The sequence below is a fragment of the Rhodospirillales bacterium genome, assembly GCA_023898765.1.
Taxonomy (GTDB): Bacteria; Pseudomonadota; Alphaproteobacteria; order Micavibrionales; family Micavibrionaceae.
The window spans coordinates 782,402-800,780 of record CP060238.1; the positions used below are offsets into that span (position 1 = coordinate 782,402).

The following is an 18,379-nucleotide window of genomic DNA, read 5'->3' on the forward strand; positions in this document are numbered from 1 at the left end:
TGTATAGAATAGGCCCAAACGGTCTTTTTTCTTCGAAAAACATACATCCATATGCCTGAGCCCATTAAAATAGCCCCGTCTATTCTGTCTGCCGATTTTGCCGATCTGGGCGCGGAAATCCGCCGTCTGGATGACGCCGGGGCCGATTATATCCATGTGGATGTGATGGACGGCCATTTTGTGCCCAATATCACGATCGGTCCGGCCGTCGTGAAGGCCTTGCGCCCCCATACCCGGAAACCTTTCGATGTGCATTTGATGATCGCCCCTGTGGATTTGTTCGTGCAGGATTTTGCGGAGGCTGGCGCGGATATTATCACCGTGCATCCTGAATCCGGCGCGCATTTGCACCGGACGCTGCAGAGCATCAAGGCTTTGGGTAAAAAAGCGGGTGTCGCCCTCAATCCTGCGACGCATACCGATGTGCTGGACAATGTGATGGATCTGGTGGATTTGATCCTGGTTATGACGGTCAATCCGGGCTTTGGCGGGCAGGCGTTTATTCCGCTTCTGGACAAGATCGGGGATGTGCGCGCACGCATCGATGCGTGCGGGCGGGAGATCGATCTGGAGGTCGATGGCGGCATCAATGCCGATACCGCGCGGGATGTCGTAAAGGCCGGCGCGAATGTGCTGGTGGCCGGAACGGCGACCTTCAAAGGCGGACCGGAGGCCTATGCCGGAAATATCAAAGCGCTTCGGGGGGCCTGAATGAATTTCCAGTTTGTCCGAAGCGTCAAGCATTCCCTGCATCGCCGGATGCATCGTCTGGCCTGTAATTCCCTCCTTTACGGCTGGTCCTCTTTCAGCGGCGCGACTCCGCAGGGTCTTTTGTTCAGCCCGCGCGATTTGTGGCCCGGCAGCGCGGATCAAGGGCGCTGGCTTGTTCATTCCGGGGTCTTTGCCCTTGGCGGAGACACTCTGGAACTTCACAATGCGGACTGGCATCCCGGGGAGGCGAGCGAAAGCTGGATCGAGCATCTTCACAGTTTCGACTGGCTGCGGGATTTAAAGGCGCTGGGCGGGGATCAGGGGCGTCTGGCGGCCCGCGCGATGGTCAAAAGCTGGATCGAGCATCACCACGGCTGGCATGAGCTTTACTGGCGCAGCGACATTCTGGGCCGCCGCGTGGCAAACTGGGCCGCGGGTTTCGATTTTTTCGGCGAAAGCGCGGACGAGGATTTTCAGGAAATGTTTTTTTGTTGCCTGTCCCGTCAGGTGCATCATCTTGCCAGGGCATTGCCGGGGGCGGTCACAGGATTGCCTTTGCTGCATGCAATTAAAGGGCTGGCATATGGGGGGTTGATTTTTGAAGGGCGGGAGGCCGATCTGGAGCGGGCGCTTAACCTGCTGGACCGTGAACTGGACCGGCAGATTTTAAGCGACGGCGGGCATATCAGCCGCAATCCGCAAAGCCTGCTTGAGGCCATAAAAATCCTGATCGATATACGCGGCGCGTTGCAGCAGGGCGGTTATCCTCCGCTGGAAAAAGTGCAGTTTGCGCTGGATCGCGCGGTGCCGGCCCTTCGGTTTTTCCGGCACGGGGACCGGCGTTTTGCGCTGTTCAATGGCACCCAGGAAGGCGACGAAGATACGCTCAAGCTGGTTTTGATGCATGCTGGCTCCCGCGCAAAAGTTCTAAACAGCCTGCCGGAAACGGGCTTTGAACGCGCGGTTTTGGGCAAGGGATTTCTTATCATGGATTGCGGGAAGCCGCCTTCCTATCCGCACGACCGGGGCGTTCATGCGGCCCCCTTATCCTTTGAGTTCAGCTACGGGCGCGAGCGCATTTTTGTCAATTGCGGATCGCATCCGACAAACGAGGCGTGGAAAGATGCCCTGCGCGCAGCGCCGGCCCATAATGCGCTGGTGATCGACGACCGGAATATTTGCGAGGTGCACGCGGACGGCTCTTTGGTTCGCAAGCCCCGCAAGGTCTTGGTCACGCGCGAGGACAAGCCGGACCGCGTTTTGATGGATGCCTGTCATGACGGCTATGTCCCGCTGAACGGGATTACGCATCGCCGCCGTTTGCTTTTCAGCGATCAGGGGCATGATTTGCGCGGGGAAGAAAACCTGAGCTGCTCTGTCGGGCTGGGGCGCGTCCACAAGATTGCCGTCCGGTTTCATTTGCATCCGCGTGTTTCGGTATCCCTGGTGCAGGGGGGAACGGAGGCGCTTTTGCAGTTAAAGAGCGGCACGGGCTGGCGTTTTGTAGCGGAAGGGGCCGTTTTGTCGGTCGAAAACAGTATCTATCTGGGACAGGGCGTTCGCCCCGCAAAAACAAAACAGCTTGTCTTGACCGCAACAATGCAGAGCGATCTTGCCAAAATAAAATGGGGTTTGAAGTGTGAAGGCGCTTAAGCCTGTTTCTGGCTTTTTTGCCGAGCCGTTTCGTAAGAATCCAGAAGATCGAAGTCAATAACTTCCCGCCCTTTGGAAACGCTGCGGATTTTCATTCGAACCCTTTGCCCGGGGATAAGAAGGGAAAGACCGTGCCGTTCCAGACAGGTCTGGTGCACGAAAACGTCTTTTTGTTCGTCTTCGGGGATAATAAAGCCAAACCCTTTGTCCGGCTTGTACCACTTTACCGTCCCTTCCATTTCTTCGAAAACCTCTTCCCCGTCTTCTTCCAGGCGGAAAGAAATAGGGCTGGGGTCTTCCCCGGCATCGACAAGTTCCTGAACATGGGTGACAAGCGCGCCTTTGGGGCCTTTGACAATGCTGCACATCAGGATGGCCCCTTCGCCGAGCTCCTGAATGCCGGCGTCCTGAAGGGTCGTGATATGCACGAAGGCATCGCAAGGGTCTTCTTCGGGAACAATAAACCCGAAGCCTTTGGTTGCGTTAAACCATTTTAATTGTGCCCGGACCGGCGGAGTGCTCGGTGCGGCGTCGCAGGGGGGTGCTTCCATCGTCAAGAAACAAATCCTTAATTATTATAAAAAGAGGTAACAAAGAAAGAATACAAATAGAACTTTGACCTTATTTTTACCATTATTGTGGCGTGTGTGCCAATGTTAAAAAAAAGAAATGATTATAGAAAATTTTGAAACGGGTAAAATAGCCGCGGGTTTGAAGTGACAAAAGCGGCCCGCAGGCGGTAGAGTAACAAAAAAAACAGGTGAGCTTTTTCATGACGTCACAAAATCAACCCGATCCGGTCTGGGTAAAATCCTATCCGAAGAACATTCCATGGAATGCGGAGATTCCCTGTCACCCCGTTTTCGATTTGCTGGACAGGGCGGCGGCGGAATTCGGTGAAAATCCGGCCTTTGACTTTTTAGGGTACAAACAAAACTGGGCGGACATTCACAGCCTGTCCTTGAAGTTTGCCAAAAGCCTGCAGGATATGGGGATAGGAAGGGGGAAAAAGGTCGGGCTGTTTTTGCCGAATTGCCCCTATTTCGTGATTGCTTACTACGCCATCCTTTATACGGGGGCGACGGCGGTTCATTTCAATCCGCTTTATGCGCGCCGGGAGCTGGCCGCGCAGATCGAAGACAGCGAAACCGATTTGATGATTACGCTCGATCTGGAGATTCTCTATGAAAAGGTGCAGCAAATGCTGCACGATACACGGCTGGACCATATTGTTATCTGCCGTTTTACCGATGTGCTGCCGCCCCTCAAAAGCTGGCTGTTTCGAACATTTAAACGAAAAGAGATTGCGTACGTTCAGGCCGGAAAAAGAACGAGTTTTTTTCATGAGATGGTTGCGCATGAGGTGGCGCCGTTGCCCGCCGAAATAGACCCGAAGGAAGATGTCGCGCTGTTTCAATATACGGGCGGCACCACGGGCCTGCCCAAGGCCGCCATGCTTACCCATGCCAATATCGTCGCAAATACGGAACAGGCGGCCCTGTGGTTTCATGATTGCCATCCGGGGCAGGACAAGATGCTGGGCGTTATCCCGTTCTTCCATGTTTTTGCCATGACGGCCGTGATGAATTTAAGCGTGCGCAAGGGGCTGGAGATTATCGCCACGCCGCGCTTCGACCTTGACGAGACGCTCAAGACGATTTCGAAGAAAAAGCCGACCGTTTTTCCGGCTGTGCCGGCGATTTATACCGCGATCAACAACCATAAAAAGCTGAAAAGATACGATCTGTCGTCGCTGCGCTATTGTGTGTCCGGCGGGGCGGCTTTGCCTGTGGAAGTCAAAAAGACATTCGAGGAAAAAACGGGATGCGTCCTGGTGGAGGGGTACGGCCTGACCGAAACCTCTCCCGTTTTATGCGTGAACCCGGTGGAGGGGGAGAACAAGCCCGGCTCGATCGGGCTGCCGCTGCCCGCCACCGTGATTGAGATCGTCAGCGCGGAAGACGGCAAAACCATTATGCCCGCCGGGCAGCGCGGCGAGCTGTGTGCGCGCGGGCCGCAGGTGATGAAAGGCTACTGGAAGCGGCCCAAAGAAACCCGCGAAACCATGCATGAAGACCGCCTGCATACGGGCGATATCGCCGTGATGGACGAAGACGGCTATTTCTTCATCGTGGACCGGATCAAGGACCTTATCATTACCAACGGCTATAACGTTTATCCGCGCAATGTCGAGGAAGCCATTTACCTGCATCCCTCCGTCGAAGAATGCATCGTGGCCGGCCTGCCGGATAAACAGCGCGGCGAAATCGTCAAGGCGTGGATCAAATGCAAAACCGGAAGATTCCTGACCTTCGAGGATTTAAGGGAGTTCCTGAAAGATAAAATTTCCCCCATGGAAATTCCAAAGCGCGTGGAGTTCCGCGACCAGCCGCTGCCCAAAACCATGATCGGCAAACTCTCCCGCAAGGACGTGCTGGCGGAAGAGGTGATGGACTAAATCCTAAATTTCAAAAGTTGGAAGGGGTTTTGTTGTGTTTTCATGTTTCCCGCCCAGAGGGATAAGGGCCGCTTCATGGGAAGCGCCTATTTCTCTGAACTTTGCGTAGGTTTTTAAAGACATTTCTAAAGCGTCTGCTCGAAAGTTAGAGTTTTCAAAATTTCTGGCGGCAAAAGCGCCGATCTTGTTCAGGGCATCATATGTCTCTTCCCTCGGTATCTCTGAATGATCCATTTTGTTTATAAAAGAAAGAACCGTCGGGGATACTTTCATCCTTGCGGGATCTACGCCTGGGAAATAATTATTCTCCCATTTTAATACAAAATCCATTGTAGATTGGGAGCCCAAAGTCGGGTTATCCGGATTTTGTTCCTGCGGCTCCTGCGCTGCAGCTCCGAGGCTGGCCAGTGCAAGCGTTGCGGCGCCAAAAAATCTTGCTATGCCCTTCATGAACAAAACCTTCCTGAATTTATACAGAGAGTCAGGGTAACAATTTTCATATAATATGTCAATTAATATTTGTTAAGGCTTTGTTTTCTTAATAAAAATTTGATCAAACCTCTATCCCCTCAAAACCGCGCCGGTTTTGCTTGCCACCGTATCGACGATTTTTCGGCCGAGCCCTTCGATTTCGGAATCTGTCAGGGTCTTGTCTTCGGGCTGCAGGACCACGTTGATCGCGACGGATTTTTTGCCCTCTTCCACGCCTTTGCCCTGATAGACATCGAAAACCTCCACGCGGGTAATCAGGTTCTTATCGGCGCTTTCCGCCGCGCGGAGAATGGAATCGACTTCGACATTTTCATCGGCGATAAACGCAAAATCCCTCTCCACAGGTTGCAGCGGCGAAAGTTTCAGGAGCTTTCTGGCCGGCCCTTTATTTTTAGGCGCAGGGATATTGTTGAGAAACACTTCAAAACCGCAGGTCGGGGCCTTGATGTCCATGCTTTCCAGAACGGCCGGATGCAGCTCCCCGAAATAGGCGAGGGTTTGCGGCCCCAGACGCAAAGCGCCGGAGCGTCCGGGATGATAATAATCCGGTGCGTCGCGGGTGACCTGAAAATTGCCTTTGGCCCCGGCGGCGTCCAGAACGCAAAGCGCATCGGCCTTGGCGTCCATGGCATCGTTGGGACGGTTTGTCTCTTTCCCCGACCAGTGGCGCGGGCCGATATTGCCATGCCGGATTCCGGCGGCGACCAGAAGCTGGGCATCCGGTTTCACGGACACAAAGCAGGGGCCGACTTCGAACAGGGCAGTGTCGCCGTAACCGCGGTCCGCGTTGCGGCTGGCAGCGCTCATCAGGTTGGGCAACAGGCTGGGGCGCATCTGGTCCAGATCCGAAGAGATAGGGTTGCTTAAGGTCAGCGCATTGTCGTTGGCGCCGAATTGCGCGGCGAGGTCTTTGGACAGGAAAGACCATGTCACGCTTTCCGCCATTCCGCGCGCGGCCAGCGCAGTGCGGGCCTGGCGGGTGCGGGTCAAAGACAGCGTTTCCGCCGAATGGGAAATGGCCTCGTCGGAGCGTACGGAGACCGCTTCGATGCGGTCATATCCGACGATGCGGATTACTTCTTCCACGAGATCGGGCCTGCCTTCGACATCGCCGCGCCAGCTCGGCGGCGTGACCTTGTTTCCTTTTATGTCGAACCCGAGATCTTCGAGGATCCGGATCTGGTCTTTTTCCGGCACCTCAATGCCGCCAAGTCTGGCCGTGTAAGCGGGATCGAATTCAATGTCGCGCTGCCATTCCGGCAGGTCTCCCGCCTGAACCACGTCGGACGCCTCTCCGCCGCACAGCTCGATCAGGAGTTTGGTCGCAAGCTCCATCCCCTCGAACGTGAAAACAGGATCAATGCCGCGTTCGAAGCGGTAGCGGGCGTCGGAGTCGATCTGGAGGGCGCGCCCTGTTTTCGCCGTGCGGGCGGGGTCGAAATAAGCCGCTTCCAAAAATACGTTTGTTGTGCCTTCCGTGCAGCCTGTGGGCACGCCGCCGACGATGCCGCCAATGCCCAGAACGCCGCTGTCGTCGCACACAACAGTCATCTCTTCCGTCAGGTCGTAGGATTTATCGTTCAGCGCGTCCAGCGTTTCACCCGATCTGGCCATGCGGACGTGGATATTCCCTTTGAGGGTATCCGCATCAAAAACATGGAGCGGGCGGCATAAGCCAACGGTGAAATAGTTGGTAATATCCACTAAAATAGAAATCGGGCGCAGGCCGACGGCTTTGAGGCGTTTTTGCAGCCATTCCGGCGACGGGCCGTTTTGAACGCCCTTGATATAGCGGCCCAGGAAAAGGGGGCAGGCGTCCGGCACTTGTGTCGTCACATTGACAGGGCTTTTGAACGTGCCTTTGACGGGCGCGGCGTCCAGCGGTTTCAGGGTGCCCAGACCGGCGGCGGCCAGATCGCGGGCGATGCCGCGCACACCCGCGCAATCCGGACGGTTGGGCGTGAGGGAAATATCAATGACCGGATCGTCCAGACCGTAAATTTCCGTGAAGGGCGTGCCGACAGGCGTGTCTTCCGGCAGGTCGATAATGCCTTCATGGTTGTCGGACAGGCCCATTTCGCGCTCGGATACCAGCATGCCGTTGCTCTCCTGCCCGCGGATATTTCCTTTTTTCAGGGTCATGTCCGTGCCGGGAATATAAGACCCGGCAGGGGCGAAAATGCCTTTCATGCCTTGCCTCGCATTGGGCGCGCCGCAAACCACCTGCAGTTTTTCTTTGCCCGTATCGACAAGGCATACGCGCAGGCGGTCGGCATCGGGATGCTTTTCAGCGCTTTCGACATAAGCGACTTTAAAGGGGGCGAATTTTTCGCCGGGATTTTCAATCCCTTCCAGCTCCAGCCCGATGGCGGTCAGCTTGTCCGTTATTTCATCCAGAGATGCTTCCGTTTCCAGATGTTCCTTGAGCCAGCCTAATGTGAATTTCATATCCTGTTTCCCTGCATTGGTAAAAGATGTAGCGTGAAATCAAGCTTCACACCAAGGTTTTTATAAAACGCCTGCGCGGCAAAATTGGAGCGTTCCGCCAGCCAGTAAATGCGCGCCCAGTTTTGCGCGTTTCCGGTACAGGACAGCCTTGCCACAAGATGGCTGGCAAGACCCTGCCGCCGGCAATTTTCCAGTATATAAAGATCCTGCATGTAACAGGCGGGGGTAAGGCTGCCGGTGGTGGGGTGAAGGACATAGTGCAATATCCCGACGAGCTTTTCGTCTTTCCAGGCGCCCAGCGCAAAGACCTGTTCCTCCGGACTGCATATCCGCCTCCACGTTTCGGAGGTGACGTCCTGCGAAACCCGATGCAGACAGTTCGCCTTCCAGACCGGAAGCCAGTCAGGATAATCGGATTTTTGTAAGGGCCGGACTAGCTGGTGGCCCGGTTGGGGCGCTCCAGCGGGTTGAACCCGTAATGCTTCAGCCATCTTATATCACTTTCAAAAAAGGTTCTCAGGTCCGGAATGCCGTATTTGAGCATCGCCAGACGCTCAATACCCATGCCAAAAGCAAAGCCCTGATACTCTTCCGGGTCGATGCCGCAATTTTTGAGGACGTTCGGGTGCGTCATGCCGCAGCCCAGAATTTCCAGCCAGTCATCGCCGGCGCCTATTTTCAGGCCGCCGTCCTTACGGGAGCAGCCGATATCCATTTCCGCGCCCGGTTCCACAAAAGGAAAGAAAGACGGGCGGAACCGGACGGGCAGGTCGTCAATCTCGAAAAAAGCCCGCACGAAATCCATCAGGCAGCCTTTCAGGTGGCCCATATGTGTTTTTTTGTCAATCATCAGCCCTTCCATCTGGTGGAACATCGGCGTGTGGGTCATGTCGTAATCCGAGCGGTAGGTGCGGCCGAAACATACGATTTTGTGCGGCGGTTTGTTTGACGCCATATGCCGGATCTGTACGGAAGAGGTATGGGTGCGCAGCAGTTTCTTGGCTCTTTCTCCCTCTTCCTCGGGGTCTTCGGGCAGGAAAAACGTATCCTGCATTTCCCGCGCCGGGTGGCCGGGCGGAAAGTTCAGCGCCGTGAAATTATGCCAGTCATCTTCGATATCCGGCCCTTCGGCGACTTCAAAGCCCATTTCGGCAAAAATGGTGAGCATTTCCTCGATGGTCTGGCTGATCGGGTGGACGGCCCCTTTTTCTTCGGGCCGGACGGGCAGGCTGATATCAATCTTTTCGGTGGAAAGCCGCTGCGTCATTTCCTGACGTTTCAGGGCGTTTTCCTGTTTTTCGATCAGGGCGGCGATTTCGTCTTTGAGCTTGTTGAGTGCGGCGCCGGTGGATTTACGCTCTTCCGGGGCCATGCCGCCCAGTGTTTTCATAAGGTCCGTTATCCGGCCTTTCTTGCCCAGCGCCTTTACGCGGGCCTCTTCCAGGCTCTGGAGGTCGTTGGCTGCGCCGACCAGTCCGGCCAGTTCGTCTTTCAGCGCATTAATATTTTGTGTCATATCCGTCATTTTCTGTTTTCTTAATAAACAAACGCAGCCCTATGTCTTAAAGGGCTGCGCCGTTTGTTTCCAGTAAAAAAGTGCGTCAGGAGGCCCGCAAATCCCTCAGAGCGGCATAAAAGTCCCTCTGGGAGAGCATGCTGATGACTTCGCCATACTCGCCGACCACCGGAAGGTGCCTGAAATTGCCGTTTGTCATAAGTTCAACAGCTTTTGCCGTCGTGTCTTCGGGGGTCACGATATCAAGCTTCGAGGTCATGATATCTTCAAGAAAAATGCCGTCGGGGCTTATGTTTTTGGCCACAACGCGCCTCAATAAATCCCGTTCCGTCACGATGCCGCAGAGCATCTTGCCTTCCGTGACGATGACGGAGCCGACATTGCGTTTTTCCATTTCCCGGGCAGCCTCAAGAACCGTCGTTTTGATATCCATGGACAGGACTTCCATGTTTTTCTGAAAAGCCGGTACATCTTTAATTTTCATGGCATAAGCTCCTTTTTTATGGGGCGGGGTGTCTCAAGTCTTCTTCATTGTACTACAAAAGAATAAATTTATGATTGTAATTGTACCGATGACCTTTTTTTGTGCCACATGACCGAAAAAGCCCCCAAAACGGGGGCTTTTGGAAAAATTTTGAGCAATTGATGCCTATTTCAGTGCGGCCTGGGCGGCTTTCGCAATATCGGCAAAGGCGGCTTCATCGTGCACGGCGATATCGGCCAGCACTTTCCGGTCCAGCTCAATCCCTGCCTTTTTAAGGCCGTTCATCAGGACGGAGTAGGTCATGCCGTTCAGGCGGGCAGCGGCATTAATGCGCTGGATCCACAAGGCGCGGAAATTCCGTTTCTTTTGCTTGCGCCCGATATAGGCGTACTGCCCTGCTTTTTCGACTGCCTGCTTGGCGGTGCGGAAACAGTTCTTGCGGCGGCCAAAATACCCTTTGGCGGCTTTTTGAACGTTGCGGTGCCTTGCATGGGACGCCGGTCCCCCTTTCACGCGAGCCATTATTTGCCTCCTTCTGCTTTGGGAGCGGATTTTTTCTTCTTCCGCCCGTACGGAAGCCAGTTGCGCAGGATAATACGCGCGTCTGCGGCACTGAGGATAAAGGTGCCCTTGGCTTTACGTTTCATGGATTTGGGTTTGTTCATCATCATGTGGCTTGTGAAAGCGCCACCTGATTTGATTTTGCCTTTGGACGTCAGTTTAAAACGCTTCTTGGCAGAGCTTTTGGTCTTCATTTTCGGCATTTGATATCTCCTTGATATTCTTCATGTTTTGCGCGCAGGGCATGCCAGTTTCGGCCCGTACCGCAACGATTGAGAGGGTTATACAGCCTTAGGCTCCCGAAAATCAAGCAAAAATCAGGTATATTTCTCCAAAAACTGCCCAATATGAAAAAAGATCATTTTCCGGTGGCGCGGATCGGGCAGGCCGTGGCCTCCGTCCTGATAGGTCGTGATATCCAGCCGCCTTGCCTCCATGCCTTTGAGCAAATCAAGCTGTTCGACGGGCACAACGGTATCTTGCGCGCCATGCTGGATCAGGACCGGAATTTCCAGTTTTGGGAAAACAAAAGGCGGGGAATCAAGCATTTCCCCTATCATATGCATGCCGATTTTATTCCGGTCTATCATGATGAAATCTGCCGAACCGTCCGTTTTGAAGAGGTTTTCAGTGTCAAAATGCCGCTTCGCGTAATCCGGCAGATCGATCAACGGCCAGAAGAGCAAAAGCATCATGGTGTTATCGCCTGTTTTTTCAAGCGCCAGACGGGCGCCCAGTCCTTCGCCGACAAGGATGATGTTTTTATATCCCTTCTTTTTGGCCCAGTGCAGAACCAGATCGAAATCTTCCCGTGCGCGGGCAAGGGTGAAATGTTCCTGCCGCCCGCTGCTTTGCCCGCAGCCGCGAAAATCAAAGCGCAGGGAGGGCAGGCCGGACGTGTTGAACAAAAATTCCAGATCGCCGAAGAGATCGTCATGGGATTCCTTCGTCCCGGGGAAATGATGCGCCATGACGACAAGAGGGAGGTCGGTCTGGTCCGGCCTTATTTCCGTTGGCGGGCTAAGCAGGGCGGAAATATGGTCGTCTTCCGTTCCGGTGGAAATTTCGATCGGTTTTCTCATCGCTTCGCTTTTTTCTTTATTTCCCTTTATTTCTTTTGGGGGGTTCCTGTGAGGGCGTCGCATTCCCATGGAAAATCAATCCATGTGTCCTGCGAGACTTCCGTGACAAAAGTATCGGCGGTGCCTGCGGCGGCCGGTTTAAGGTAGATACAGGCAAAATGCGCGTTCGGGAGAATCTCCCGCGCCAGCTTGAACGTTTTTCCGGTGTCGGCCAGATCGTCAATCACCAGCCATCCTTTGCCGCCGTCTTCAAGGGAAGGTTCGTGCAGGAGTTTGGCTTTGCTCTGGTCTTTATAATCGTAAGAGGCAATGCAGAGAGTCTGGACCGTCAGGATATCTATTTCGCGGGCGACGATGCAGGCCGGCACCATGCCGCCGCGGGTGATGGCGACAACGCCTTTCCACGGCCCCTTATCCTGCAGCCGCCAGGCGAGGGCTTTGGCGTCCCGGTGCATTTCTTCCCAGGAGACAGGAAAATCTTTGCGGTAAGTTTCTTCCACCATAAGAGACAGGGTAACCGATAATGCGTTTTGATCCTAGGCTGAAAGTTTAGACGGCCGGCGCGTCCGTTTCGAACATGATACAGCTGTCCGTGCGCCAGAGACCGTTTTCATCCTGTATCAGCCTGAAAACGCCTTTCGTCGGGATTCCGTTTGCGCCGACAAACTGCATTTTTTGAAAAATGGCATCTCCCACCCGGCTCCTGTCCAGAAAACTATAAGAGAGATGGTCGGAGAGCGGCCCGCAAGTGTTTTTCATCACACGAAAGAACTGTTTTGGCGTCTTATACTTCGTGCGCGCCTTGTCCGATGCGTAGGAATAGGCCGCCTCAATATCGTGTTTGCGGAAGGCTTTCAATTCCGCCTTGAGCGTGTCCCTGATCCGGTCTGCGGCGGGATCCGCCATGGCGGCCTTCGGCGCTTCAAGCATGATTTCCATGCTTTGCGTCTTTTCTTCGGTTTCCGGTGCGGATTTCGCCGCGCCGGCCTGCGTCGAAGCGTTCATGCAAAGCAAAAGAGCCAGTGCGGCCATAAAGACAGCCTGTGTCTTAACGTTTTTATTTCCGACAAGAGTCATGACAATGCCCTCAAAACCACGTAACATCCCCTTTTTTGACGCGCGTGATCTCTCCTTAAAAAGAATGAAAATCCATGCCAGACTATTATAACCGACTGAAACTTAAGACACTCTTAACCGGATTGCTTCTTTGCCTGCTTTGTGCCGGAGATGCGCAGGCCCAGACCCGTTTGCAAGAGAGCGGGAAAAGCAGGATTTCCGCAGGGCTTCCGGCGCCCGTCGTGGTCGAGTTGTTTTCTTCCCAGGCCTGCACATTTTGTCCGCCCGCCGACCGTTTCATGGGAAGTCTGGCCAAACAAACCGGCCTGATCGCCCTGTCCTGCCATGTCGATTACTTTGATGTGAAGGACGGATCCCTTTCCAGGGAATTTTGCACCAAGCGGCAGACGGATTACCTGAAAATTCTGGACGTGCCGACGCATTATACGCCGCAAATGGTGGTCAACGGCCATATGGATGTGATCGGCTATGAAAGCGACAAAGTGCGCGCCGCCATCCTGAAAGCGCGCGCGGAAAAAATAGGGACCGTCAAAATTCTGGCGGGCGCAGACGGGGCTTACCGGTTCTCTTTACCGGAAAAGGATCTGGAAGGCCGGGACATACGTTTGTGGCAGGCGGTTTTCGACAAGCCGCATGAAATGACGATTACGGAAGGCGGCAATCTGGGCAAAAAGATGCGTTACTATAATGTCATCAGCCGCCTGAAGGATATCGGTCCCTGGACGGGCGCCGCCCTGACCCGGTCTGTTTACCCTTCTTTCCGGGAAGAAAATGCCGGGATGGCGATTTTTGCGCAGGACAGAAAAAACGGCCGGATCATTGCCGCCGGCGCGGTTTATACGCAGTAGGTCAGCCTGTATAGTCCCGCTTGTAGCGCGGGCCCAGAGAGGTCAGGATTTCATAGCCGATGGTGCCGGCGCGGGCGGCCAGATCATCCACGGTTTGATGCGGGCCAAGAATTTCGATCCAGTCCCCGGGCTGTGGCTTGATGTCCAGATGCCCGATCTCAATACTCACCAGATCCATGGACACCCGCCCGAGGACAGGGCAGGCTTTCCCTTTCCAGTAAAGCTGTGCTTTGCCGCTGGCGCTGCGCAGGAAGCCGTCTGCATAGCCCAGCGCAAGGGTGGCGGTCATTGTGTCTTTTTCGAAAACATGGGTGGCGCTGTAACCGACGGACTCTCCTTTCCGGACGTTGCGGGTTTGCAGGACGCGCGCTTCCAGCCGGACCACGGGCCGGACAGGATTGTTCGTTTCCGGCGTCGGGTTCCCGCCATAGAGCGCGTAGCCGGGCCGCAGGAGGTCGTAATGCCAGCTTTCGTTTCGGAACAGGCCGGAGGAGTTGGACAGGGATTTTTGCGCCTTGGGAAAATGCCGGGCGATTTCGGCAAAGCGGGCGGCCTGCTGCCCGTTTAAAGGATGGTCTTTTTCATCCGCGCAGGCAAAGTGACTCATCACAAGCCGGACATCCAGCCCCTCCAGCATGCTTGAATCTTCCAGAAGCGCGCGCGTTTCATCATCGCCAAGGCCCAGACGGTTCATGCCGGTATCGAAATGGATGGTTGCGGGAAGCTTTTTTTCCTTTTGGCGCGCCAGATTTTTCCAGCGCTCGATGTCGCCTGGAGAATTCAGGACAGGCTGGATGTTTTGAGAAAGATATTCTGCCTCGCTTCCATGAAACAACCCGCCCAGAACGAAAACGGAAATGCCGGAGTCTATCCGCCGGATTTGAAGCGCTTCATCCGGCGTGGCCACAAAGAATTTTTTACAGCCCTCTTTTTTCAGCCGTTCAAAAACAGGGGCCAGACCGACGCCGTAGGCATCGGCTTTGACAATGCCGGCCACTTCGGCGGATGCCCGCGCGCAAAAGAGCACATAGTTGGAGGCCAGAGCCGCCAGATCAATCGTGAGCCGTGCGCTATCAGCCATGATGCTGTGTATCCAGATCCCCGAAACGGGTAAGATTGGGTTCGAAGAAGAGTTTGACGATGCCGATGGGGCCGTGGCGCTGCTTGGCGATAATCACCTCGGCGATATTTGCCGTGTCGCCCAGATCCTGTTGCCACTGGGCGTAACGGTCATTGAATTTGACCTCGTCCTCCCCGCTTTTGCGCATGGGCTCTTCGCGGGAGAGATAATATTCCTGCCGGAAAATAAACATCACCACGTCGGAATCCTGTTCGATAGAGCCGGACTCCCGCAGGTCGGACAGCATGGGGCGCTTGTCTTCCCGTTGTTCCACAGCCCGCGAAAGCTGGGACAGGGCCAGAACCGGGATTTGCAGTTCTTTCGCAATCGCTTTCAGTCCCCGCGTAATTTCGGAGATTTCCAGCACGCGGTTGCTTTCCGACTGGCGCGAGCCGGAGCCGCGCAGGAGCTGAAGATAGTCAATAATCAAAAGCCCGAGGCCGTGCTGGCGTTTCAAACGCCGCGCCCGCGTGCGCAATGCGCCGATCGTTAAAGCCGGCGTGTCGTCAATATAAAGCGGAATCTGGCTGAGCTTCTGGCTGGCTTCGACAAAACGGCGGAAATCGCTTTCCTGTATATTCCCTTTTCGGATGGCGTCGCCGGAAATGCCCGACTGGTCCGCGAGTATCCGCGTGGCAAGCTGGTCCGAGGACATCTCCAGAGAGAAAAACCCGACGATGGCGCCCTCCTTTCCGCCGCTTTCCGCGTAAGCCCTGGCCGCGTTAAAGCCGATATTGACCGCGAGAGAGGTTTTCCCCATGGACGGCCGCGCGGCCAAAATCAGAAGGTCGGAGTCGTGAAGCCCGCCGAGTTTCTGGTCGAGATCGTTCAGCCCCGTGGTCGTGCCGGTGACATGGGTGTCCGATTGATAGGCTTTTTCGGCAATTTCAATAGCGGTGAGAACGGAATCGCGCAACGTCGAAAAACCGTTTTGTATCTGCCCCGTTTCGGCGAGCTGGAAGAGTTTGTTTTCCGCCGATTCAATGACGCCGATGGCATCGCGGTCCACGGTTTGTTCGTGGGCGTCATTCACAACGTCCTGCCCCAGAAGGATGAGTTCCCGCCGCAAATACAGATCGTAAATCGTATCGGCATAGTCTTTGGCATTGTTCATCAGAGGCACTTCGCTTGCCAGCTCCGCCAGATATTTCGCGCCGCCGACATCGCTTAACCCTTCGTCTTTTTCAAAAAATCCCTTGAGGGTGACGGGGGAGGCGTTTTGCCCGCGATCCACGATTTTGAGGATGGCGTCGTAAATGCGCTGGTGGGGCGGCTGGTAAAAATGTTCCGTGCGCAGAAAGTCGCTGACCCGTTCAAGATGGCGGTTATCAATAAGAAGCATGCCGAGCAGGCCCTGTTCTGCTTCCAGATTATGGGGAAGAATCCGGTATTCCGGCTCTTCGTCATGATTGATTCTGAGTTCTTCGACGTTCGACATGAGTTTTACCTGACAAAACTTTTCTATTTTCTATGTGTGATTCGGCAAAGGATATCAGACATTATAAAGGCCGCCTAGGTTCTACGGTCTGTGAATAACGGGGATAGCGGGGAGAAGGTAAAAAAACCCGCTTTGTTACAAGCGGGTTTTTGAATTCTTTTTGTAAAGAAAAACTTATTCGGCCTTGGCGTCTTCTGATTCAGACGCCTCCTCCGGCTGAGGAGCTTCTTCGGAATCTTCTTCGGCCCTGGCTTCGGCTTTTGCCGCTTTTTTGGCGGCTTTTTTCTGCGCCTTTTCGGCTTCAGCCGCTTCTTTGACAGCAGATTCCTCGGTTTTTTCCTTTTCCGCTTCCAGCGCGCTGTCCTCAAGCATTCTGGCTTTGGCTTCTTCTTCAGCCTTCGCCGCATTCTCAGCTTCGATTTCGGCCTGTTCGTCCGCAATCACGGCTTTACCGGTTTTGGCCTGTATCTTGGCTTCATCTTCGGAGCGGGCAATGTTGATGGTGATTTCGACTTTGACTTCCGGGTGCAAAGCGATGTCGACAGGGAAAATGCCGATCGTTTTCAGGTTCTGGTTCAACGCCACCATGCCGCGGGTCAGTGTTTCCTTTGTTGCTTCATTGACGGCCTCGGCAATGTCGCGGGCGGCCACAGAGCCGTAAAGATGCCCTGTTTCCGAAGCCTGGCGGATAATCGAGACCGTGAGTTTGTCCAGCGCCTTGGCCCGTTTTTCGGCGTCTTTTTTGCGCTCGGCATTTGCTTTTTCAAGGGCGTCTTTTTGCGTCTCGAAATAAGCAATATTGTCCTTCGTGGCGCGAAGCGCCTTGCTTTGCGGCAGAAGGTAGTTGCGCGCATAGCCCGGCTTTACATTCACGACATCTCCCATCGCGCCGAGTTTTTCAATGCGCTCCAATAAAATAACTTGTGTTGCCATCGTTAAAAATCCTTTCTTCTTTTCTTCCTGCGGCCTTACAGGTCGCGTCTGCCGCCATAAGAACTGCCGCCGGGGCTGCCGTAACTGCTGCCGCTGCCTTCTCCATCCTGACGGACATAGGAAAGCAGGGCCATGTAACGGGCGCGTTTAATCGCCTGCGCCAGTTTGCGCTGTTTCTTTTGGGACACCGACGTGATGCGGCTCGGGACGATTTTCCCCCGTTCCGAAATGTAACGGCTGAGCGTTTTGATGTCTTTCCAGTCAATGGCCTGCGCTTTCGGGCCGGAAAAAGGGCATGATTTTTTACGTCTGAAAAACGGTTTTTTAACCGTGGGAGCATCTGCTGCGGACATTATGCGGCCTCCTGTTGCGTGTCTGTTTCATCTCTGTCTCTATCTTTTCCGCCGCCTAAAATGACGGAAGGGCCACTGGAGAGTTCGTCTTCACGAATGCTCATATAGCGCAGGACGTCTTCATTGAGACGCAAGGTCCGCTCCAGTTCGGCAACGGCCTGGGCCGGCGCATCGCTTTCGATCAGGACGTAGTGCCCTTTCCGGTTTTTCTTGATGCGGTAGGCGAGGGTCCGGAGTCCCCAATGTTCCGTTTTGTGGATTTTACCTTTTCCATCGGTGATGATTTTTTCGGCGGCGCTTGTCAGGTCCTTGACCTGCGCATCGCTTAAGTCCTGCCGTGCGATAAACACGGTTTCATAGTAAGGCATCTGTTATCTCCTCTTGAGTTTTAGCCGGCCATTTAGCCCTGGATTATGCCGGCGAGGTTCATATTGAGGCGCGTTATACCCCTACAAAGGCAACCGAATCAAGGAAAAACGACATCGCCAGATAAAACCCGCTCCGGTCTTTTACGGCCGGAGCGGGCTTTCCCAGGAATAAGGATGAAAAAACTTTTACTTTCTACTTCAAACGACCTCAATGCACGCAACCCGGGAAACCTACCTGGCGCAGCGTGCCTTGTTATTGTTACTGCTCCTTTTCAGGCAATTCGCCATGAAGAGCGACCACGGCGTCTTGCAACTCCGGCTTGCTTCACGGTGTGAAGCCTTGCGCAGTATTTTACAAAGCTGTTCGTAGGTCAGCTCCGGATCGTCCAGGGCCGCCTGAAAGTCCGACAGAGACTGCGAACTGGCGTATTCGGCATAATCGGCGTTCAAAGGACTCGTTTCACAGCTAAGCATGTAGGCATAACCCGTTTCTTCGAGCACATGTCGTACAATCTTGTTTTCTCCAGAACTCACTATCAGCGCCTCCTTTCAGGGGGTATCCGTTTTACAAATGAGCCCTCTATCCTTCCGCATCTCTCCCACGTCACGAGCCACACCGAAAAAAAACGCCCGAAGCCGTGGCCGGAACTAAAACCATAAGAAAACTGTTTTTGTTCCATTACTAACTATCCGTATGTTTCAAAGACTACCCTATTTTTGAAAGAAAATGTACTTTTTTCTGCGTTGCGGCGCATTATTCCGAAAGAGCTTATATACTGCGGATTTTATCCTAAGAACTTGACGCATAAAGACTTTCCCCCCATTCTGGCGCACAGG

General features: G+C 54.2%; 21 protein-coding genes. 4 read left to right on the plus strand and 17 right to left on the minus strand.

The window, feature by feature from the left end:
• Positions 1 to 51: 51 nt before the first annotated feature.
• Together H6853_03785 and H6853_03790 are read left to right on the plus strand one after the other, a co-directional pair.
• Complete coding sequence (locus H6853_03785) at positions 52 to 711, plus strand: ribulose-phosphate 3-epimerase (GenBank protein USO04399.1); 660 nt, start codon at positions 52 to 54, stop codon at positions 709 to 711.
• A 48-nt stretch (positions 712 to 759) separates the two neighbouring features.
• Positions 760 to 2,364, plus strand: a complete 1,605-nt coding sequence (locus H6853_03790; protein ID USO04592.1) for a heparinase II/III family protein — start codon at positions 760 to 762, stop codon at positions 2,362 to 2,364.
• On the opposite strand, the gene H6853_03795 is transcribed toward H6853_03790, so the two are convergent.
• Positions 2,361 to 2,915: a cold shock domain-containing protein gene (locus H6853_03795; protein ID USO04400.1), complete on the minus strand. Its 555-nt coding sequence runs from the start codon at positions 2,913 to 2,915 to the stop codon at positions 2,361 to 2,363. The genes H6853_03790 and H6853_03795 overlap by 4 nt on opposite strands.
• A gap of 221 nt (positions 2,916 to 3,136) precedes the next feature.
• On the opposite strand from H6853_03795, the gene H6853_03800 reads away from it, so the two are divergent.
• A complete protein-coding gene (locus H6853_03800; GenBank protein ID USO04401.1) occupies positions 3,137 to 4,822 on the plus strand; it encodes a long-chain fatty acid--CoA ligase in 1,686 nt (561 codons plus the stop codon).
• Between the two features lie 3 nt (positions 4,823 to 4,825).
• Here H6853_03800 and H6853_03805 read toward each other — a convergent pair whose 3' ends face one another.
• From H6853_03805 to H6853_03850, 10 genes are all read right to left on the minus strand, one after another.
• Positions 4,826 to 5,272: a hypothetical protein gene (locus H6853_03805; protein ID USO04402.1), complete on the minus strand. Its 447-nt coding sequence runs from the start codon at positions 5,270 to 5,272 to the stop codon at positions 4,826 to 4,828.
• A 111-nt stretch (positions 5,273 to 5,383) separates the two neighbouring features.
• Positions 5,384 to 7,762 (minus strand): phenylalanine--tRNA ligase subunit beta, encoded by a 2,379-nt coding sequence (locus H6853_03810; GenBank protein ID USO04403.1) that lies wholly within the window; start codon positions 7,760 to 7,762, stop codon positions 5,384 to 5,386.
• Complete coding sequence (locus H6853_03815; protein ID USO04404.1) at positions 7,759 to 8,253, minus strand: GNAT family N-acetyltransferase; 495 nt, start codon at positions 8,251 to 8,253, stop codon at positions 7,759 to 7,761. Before H6853_03815 ends, H6853_03810 begins: the two co-directional genes overlap by 4 nt.
• On the minus strand, positions 8,196 to 9,287 hold the full coding sequence (pheS, locus tag H6853_03820; GenBank protein USO04405.1) for a phenylalanine--tRNA ligase subunit alpha: 1,092 nt from the start codon (positions 9,285 to 9,287) through the stop codon (positions 8,196 to 8,198). The genes H6853_03815 and pheS overlap by 58 nt, the downstream gene beginning before the upstream one ends.
• A 76-nt stretch (positions 9,288 to 9,363) precedes the next feature.
• Positions 9,364 to 9,762: a CBS domain-containing protein gene (locus H6853_03825; GenBank protein ID USO04406.1), complete on the minus strand. Its 399-nt coding sequence runs from the start codon at positions 9,760 to 9,762 to the stop codon at positions 9,364 to 9,366.
• Between the two features lie 165 nt (positions 9,763 to 9,927).
• Positions 9,928 to 10,284: a 50S ribosomal protein L20 gene (rplT, locus tag H6853_03830; protein ID USO04407.1), complete on the minus strand. Its 357-nt coding sequence runs from the start codon at positions 10,282 to 10,284 to the stop codon at positions 9,928 to 9,930.
• Positions 10,284 to 10,526, minus strand: coding sequence for a 50S ribosomal protein L35 (gene rpmI / locus H6853_03835; protein USO04408.1), 243 nt, complete (start codon positions 10,524 to 10,526; stop codon positions 10,284 to 10,286). The genes rplT and rpmI overlap by 1 nt, the downstream gene beginning before the upstream one ends.
• A gap of 114 nt (positions 10,527 to 10,640) precedes the next feature.
• A complete protein-coding gene (locus tag H6853_03840; GenBank protein USO04409.1) occupies positions 10,641 to 11,405 on the minus strand; it encodes an alpha/beta hydrolase in 765 nt (254 codons plus the stop codon).
• Between the two features lie 26 nt (positions 11,406 to 11,431).
• Positions 11,432 to 11,908 carry a xanthine phosphoribosyltransferase gene (gene gpt / locus H6853_03845; protein ID USO04410.1) on the minus strand — a complete coding sequence of 159 codons (477 nt, stop codon included), beginning with the start codon at positions 11,906 to 11,908 and terminating at the stop codon, positions 11,432 to 11,434.
• 46 nt (positions 11,909 to 11,954) lie between these two features.
• Positions 11,955 to 12,509, minus strand: coding sequence for a DUF4864 domain-containing protein (locus H6853_03850; protein ID USO04411.1), 555 nt, complete (start codon positions 12,507 to 12,509; stop codon positions 11,955 to 11,957).
• A gap of 47 nt (positions 12,510 to 12,556) precedes the next feature.
• On the opposite strand from H6853_03850, the gene H6853_03855 reads away from it, so the two are divergent.
• On the plus strand, positions 12,557 to 13,330 hold the full coding sequence (locus tag H6853_03855) for a DUF1223 domain-containing protein (GenBank protein ID USO04412.1): 774 nt from the start codon (positions 12,557 to 12,559) through the stop codon (positions 13,328 to 13,330).
• A 1-nt stretch (position 13,331) separates the two neighbouring features.
• Here H6853_03855 and alr read toward each other — a convergent pair whose 3' ends face one another.
• The 6 genes from alr to H6853_03885 form a co-directional block, all read right to left on the minus strand.
• Positions 13,332 to 14,411: an alanine racemase gene (alr, locus tag H6853_03860; GenBank protein USO04413.1), complete on the minus strand. Its 1,080-nt coding sequence runs from the start codon at positions 14,409 to 14,411 to the stop codon at positions 13,332 to 13,334.
• On the minus strand, positions 14,404 to 15,888 hold the full coding sequence (locus H6853_03865) for a replicative DNA helicase (GenBank protein USO04414.1): 1,485 nt from the start codon (positions 15,886 to 15,888) through the stop codon (positions 14,404 to 14,406). The genes alr and H6853_03865 overlap by 8 nt, the downstream gene beginning before the upstream one ends.
• 174 nt (positions 15,889 to 16,062) lie before the next feature.
• On the minus strand, positions 16,063 to 16,821 hold the full coding sequence (rplI, locus tag H6853_03870; GenBank protein USO04415.1) for a 50S ribosomal protein L9: 759 nt from the start codon (positions 16,819 to 16,821) through the stop codon (positions 16,063 to 16,065).
• Positions 16,822 to 16,856: 35 nt separating this feature from the next.
• Positions 16,857 to 17,174 (minus strand): 30S ribosomal protein S18, encoded by a 318-nt coding sequence (locus H6853_03875; protein ID USO04416.1) that lies wholly within the window; start codon positions 17,172 to 17,174, stop codon positions 16,857 to 16,859.
• Positions 17,174 to 17,542, minus strand: a complete 369-nt coding sequence (rpsF, locus tag H6853_03880) for a 30S ribosomal protein S6 (protein ID USO04417.1) — start codon at positions 17,540 to 17,542, stop codon at positions 17,174 to 17,176. Before rpsF ends, H6853_03875 begins: the two co-directional genes overlap by 1 nt.
• Before the next feature lie 231 nt (positions 17,543 to 17,773).
• A complete protein-coding gene (locus H6853_03885) occupies positions 17,774 to 18,076 on the minus strand; it encodes a hypothetical protein (protein USO04418.1) in 303 nt (100 codons plus the stop codon).
• Positions 18,077 to 18,379 lie beyond the last annotated feature (303 nt).

Bases quoted from the DNA above. Each gene is read 5' to 3' on its own strand.
- H6853_03810 (USO04403.1), bottom strand. From the start codon at position 7,762: ATGAAATTCACATTAGGCTGGCTCAAGGAACATCTGGAAACGGAAGCA.
- H6853_03840 (USO04409.1), bottom strand. From the start codon at position 11,405: ATGAGAAAACCGATCGAAATTTCCACCGGAACGGAAGACGACCATATT.
- pheS (USO04405.1), bottom strand. From the start codon at position 9,287: ATGACGGATATGACACAAAATATTAATGCGCTGAAAGACGAACTGGCC.
- alr (USO04413.1), bottom strand. From the start codon at position 14,411: ATGGCTGATAGCGCACGGCTCACGATTGATCTGGCGGCTCTGGCCTCC.
- rpmI (USO04408.1), bottom strand. From the start codon at position 10,526: ATGCCGAAAATGAAGACCAAAAGCTCTGCCAAGAAGCGTTTTAAACTG.
- H6853_03805 (USO04402.1), bottom strand. From the start codon at position 5,272: ATGAAGGGCATAGCAAGATTTTTTGGCGCCGCAACGCTTGCACTGGCC.
- gpt (USO04410.1), bottom strand. From the start codon at position 11,908: ATGGTGGAAGAAACTTACCGCAAAGATTTTCCTGTCTCCTGGGAAGAA.
- H6853_03865 (USO04414.1), bottom strand. From the start codon at position 15,888: ATGTCGAACGTCGAAGAACTCAGAATCAATCATGACGAAGAGCCGGAA.
- H6853_03815 (USO04404.1), bottom strand. From the start codon at position 8,253: ATGGCTGAAGCATTACGGGTTCAACCCGCTGGAGCGCCCCAACCGGGC.
- H6853_03790 (USO04592.1), top strand. From the start codon at position 760: ATGCATCGTCTGGCCTGTAATTCCCTCCTTTACGGCTGGTCCTCTTTC.
- rplT (USO04407.1), bottom strand. From the start codon at position 10,284: ATGGCTCGCGTGAAAGGGGGACCGGCGTCCCATGCAAGGCACCGCAAC.
- H6853_03875 (USO04416.1), bottom strand. From the start codon at position 17,174: ATGTCCGCAGCAGATGCTCCCACGGTTAAAAAACCGTTTTTCAGACGT.
- H6853_03825 (USO04406.1), bottom strand. From the start codon at position 9,762: ATGAAAATTAAAGATGTACCGGCTTTTCAGAAAAACATGGAAGTCCTG.
- H6853_03855 (USO04412.1), top strand. From the start codon at position 12,557: ATGCCAGACTATTATAACCGACTGAAACTTAAGACACTCTTAACCGGA.
- H6853_03800 (USO04401.1), top strand. From the start codon at position 3,137: ATGACGTCACAAAATCAACCCGATCCGGTCTGGGTAAAATCCTATCCG.
- rplI (USO04415.1), bottom strand. From the start codon at position 16,821: ATGGCAACACAAGTTATTTTATTGGAGCGCATTGAAAAACTCGGCGCG.
- H6853_03850 (USO04411.1), bottom strand. From the start codon at position 12,509: ATGTTACGTGGTTTTGAGGGCATTGTCATGACTCTTGTCGGAAATAAA.
- H6853_03785 (USO04399.1), top strand. From the start codon at position 52: ATGCCTGAGCCCATTAAAATAGCCCCGTCTATTCTGTCTGCCGATTTT.
- H6853_03795 (USO04400.1), bottom strand. From the start codon at position 2,915: ATGGAAGCACCCCCCTGCGACGCCGCACCGAGCACTCCGCCGGTCCGG.
- rpsF (USO04417.1), bottom strand. From the start codon at position 17,542: ATGCCTTACTATGAAACCGTGTTTATCGCACGGCAGGACTTAAGCGAT.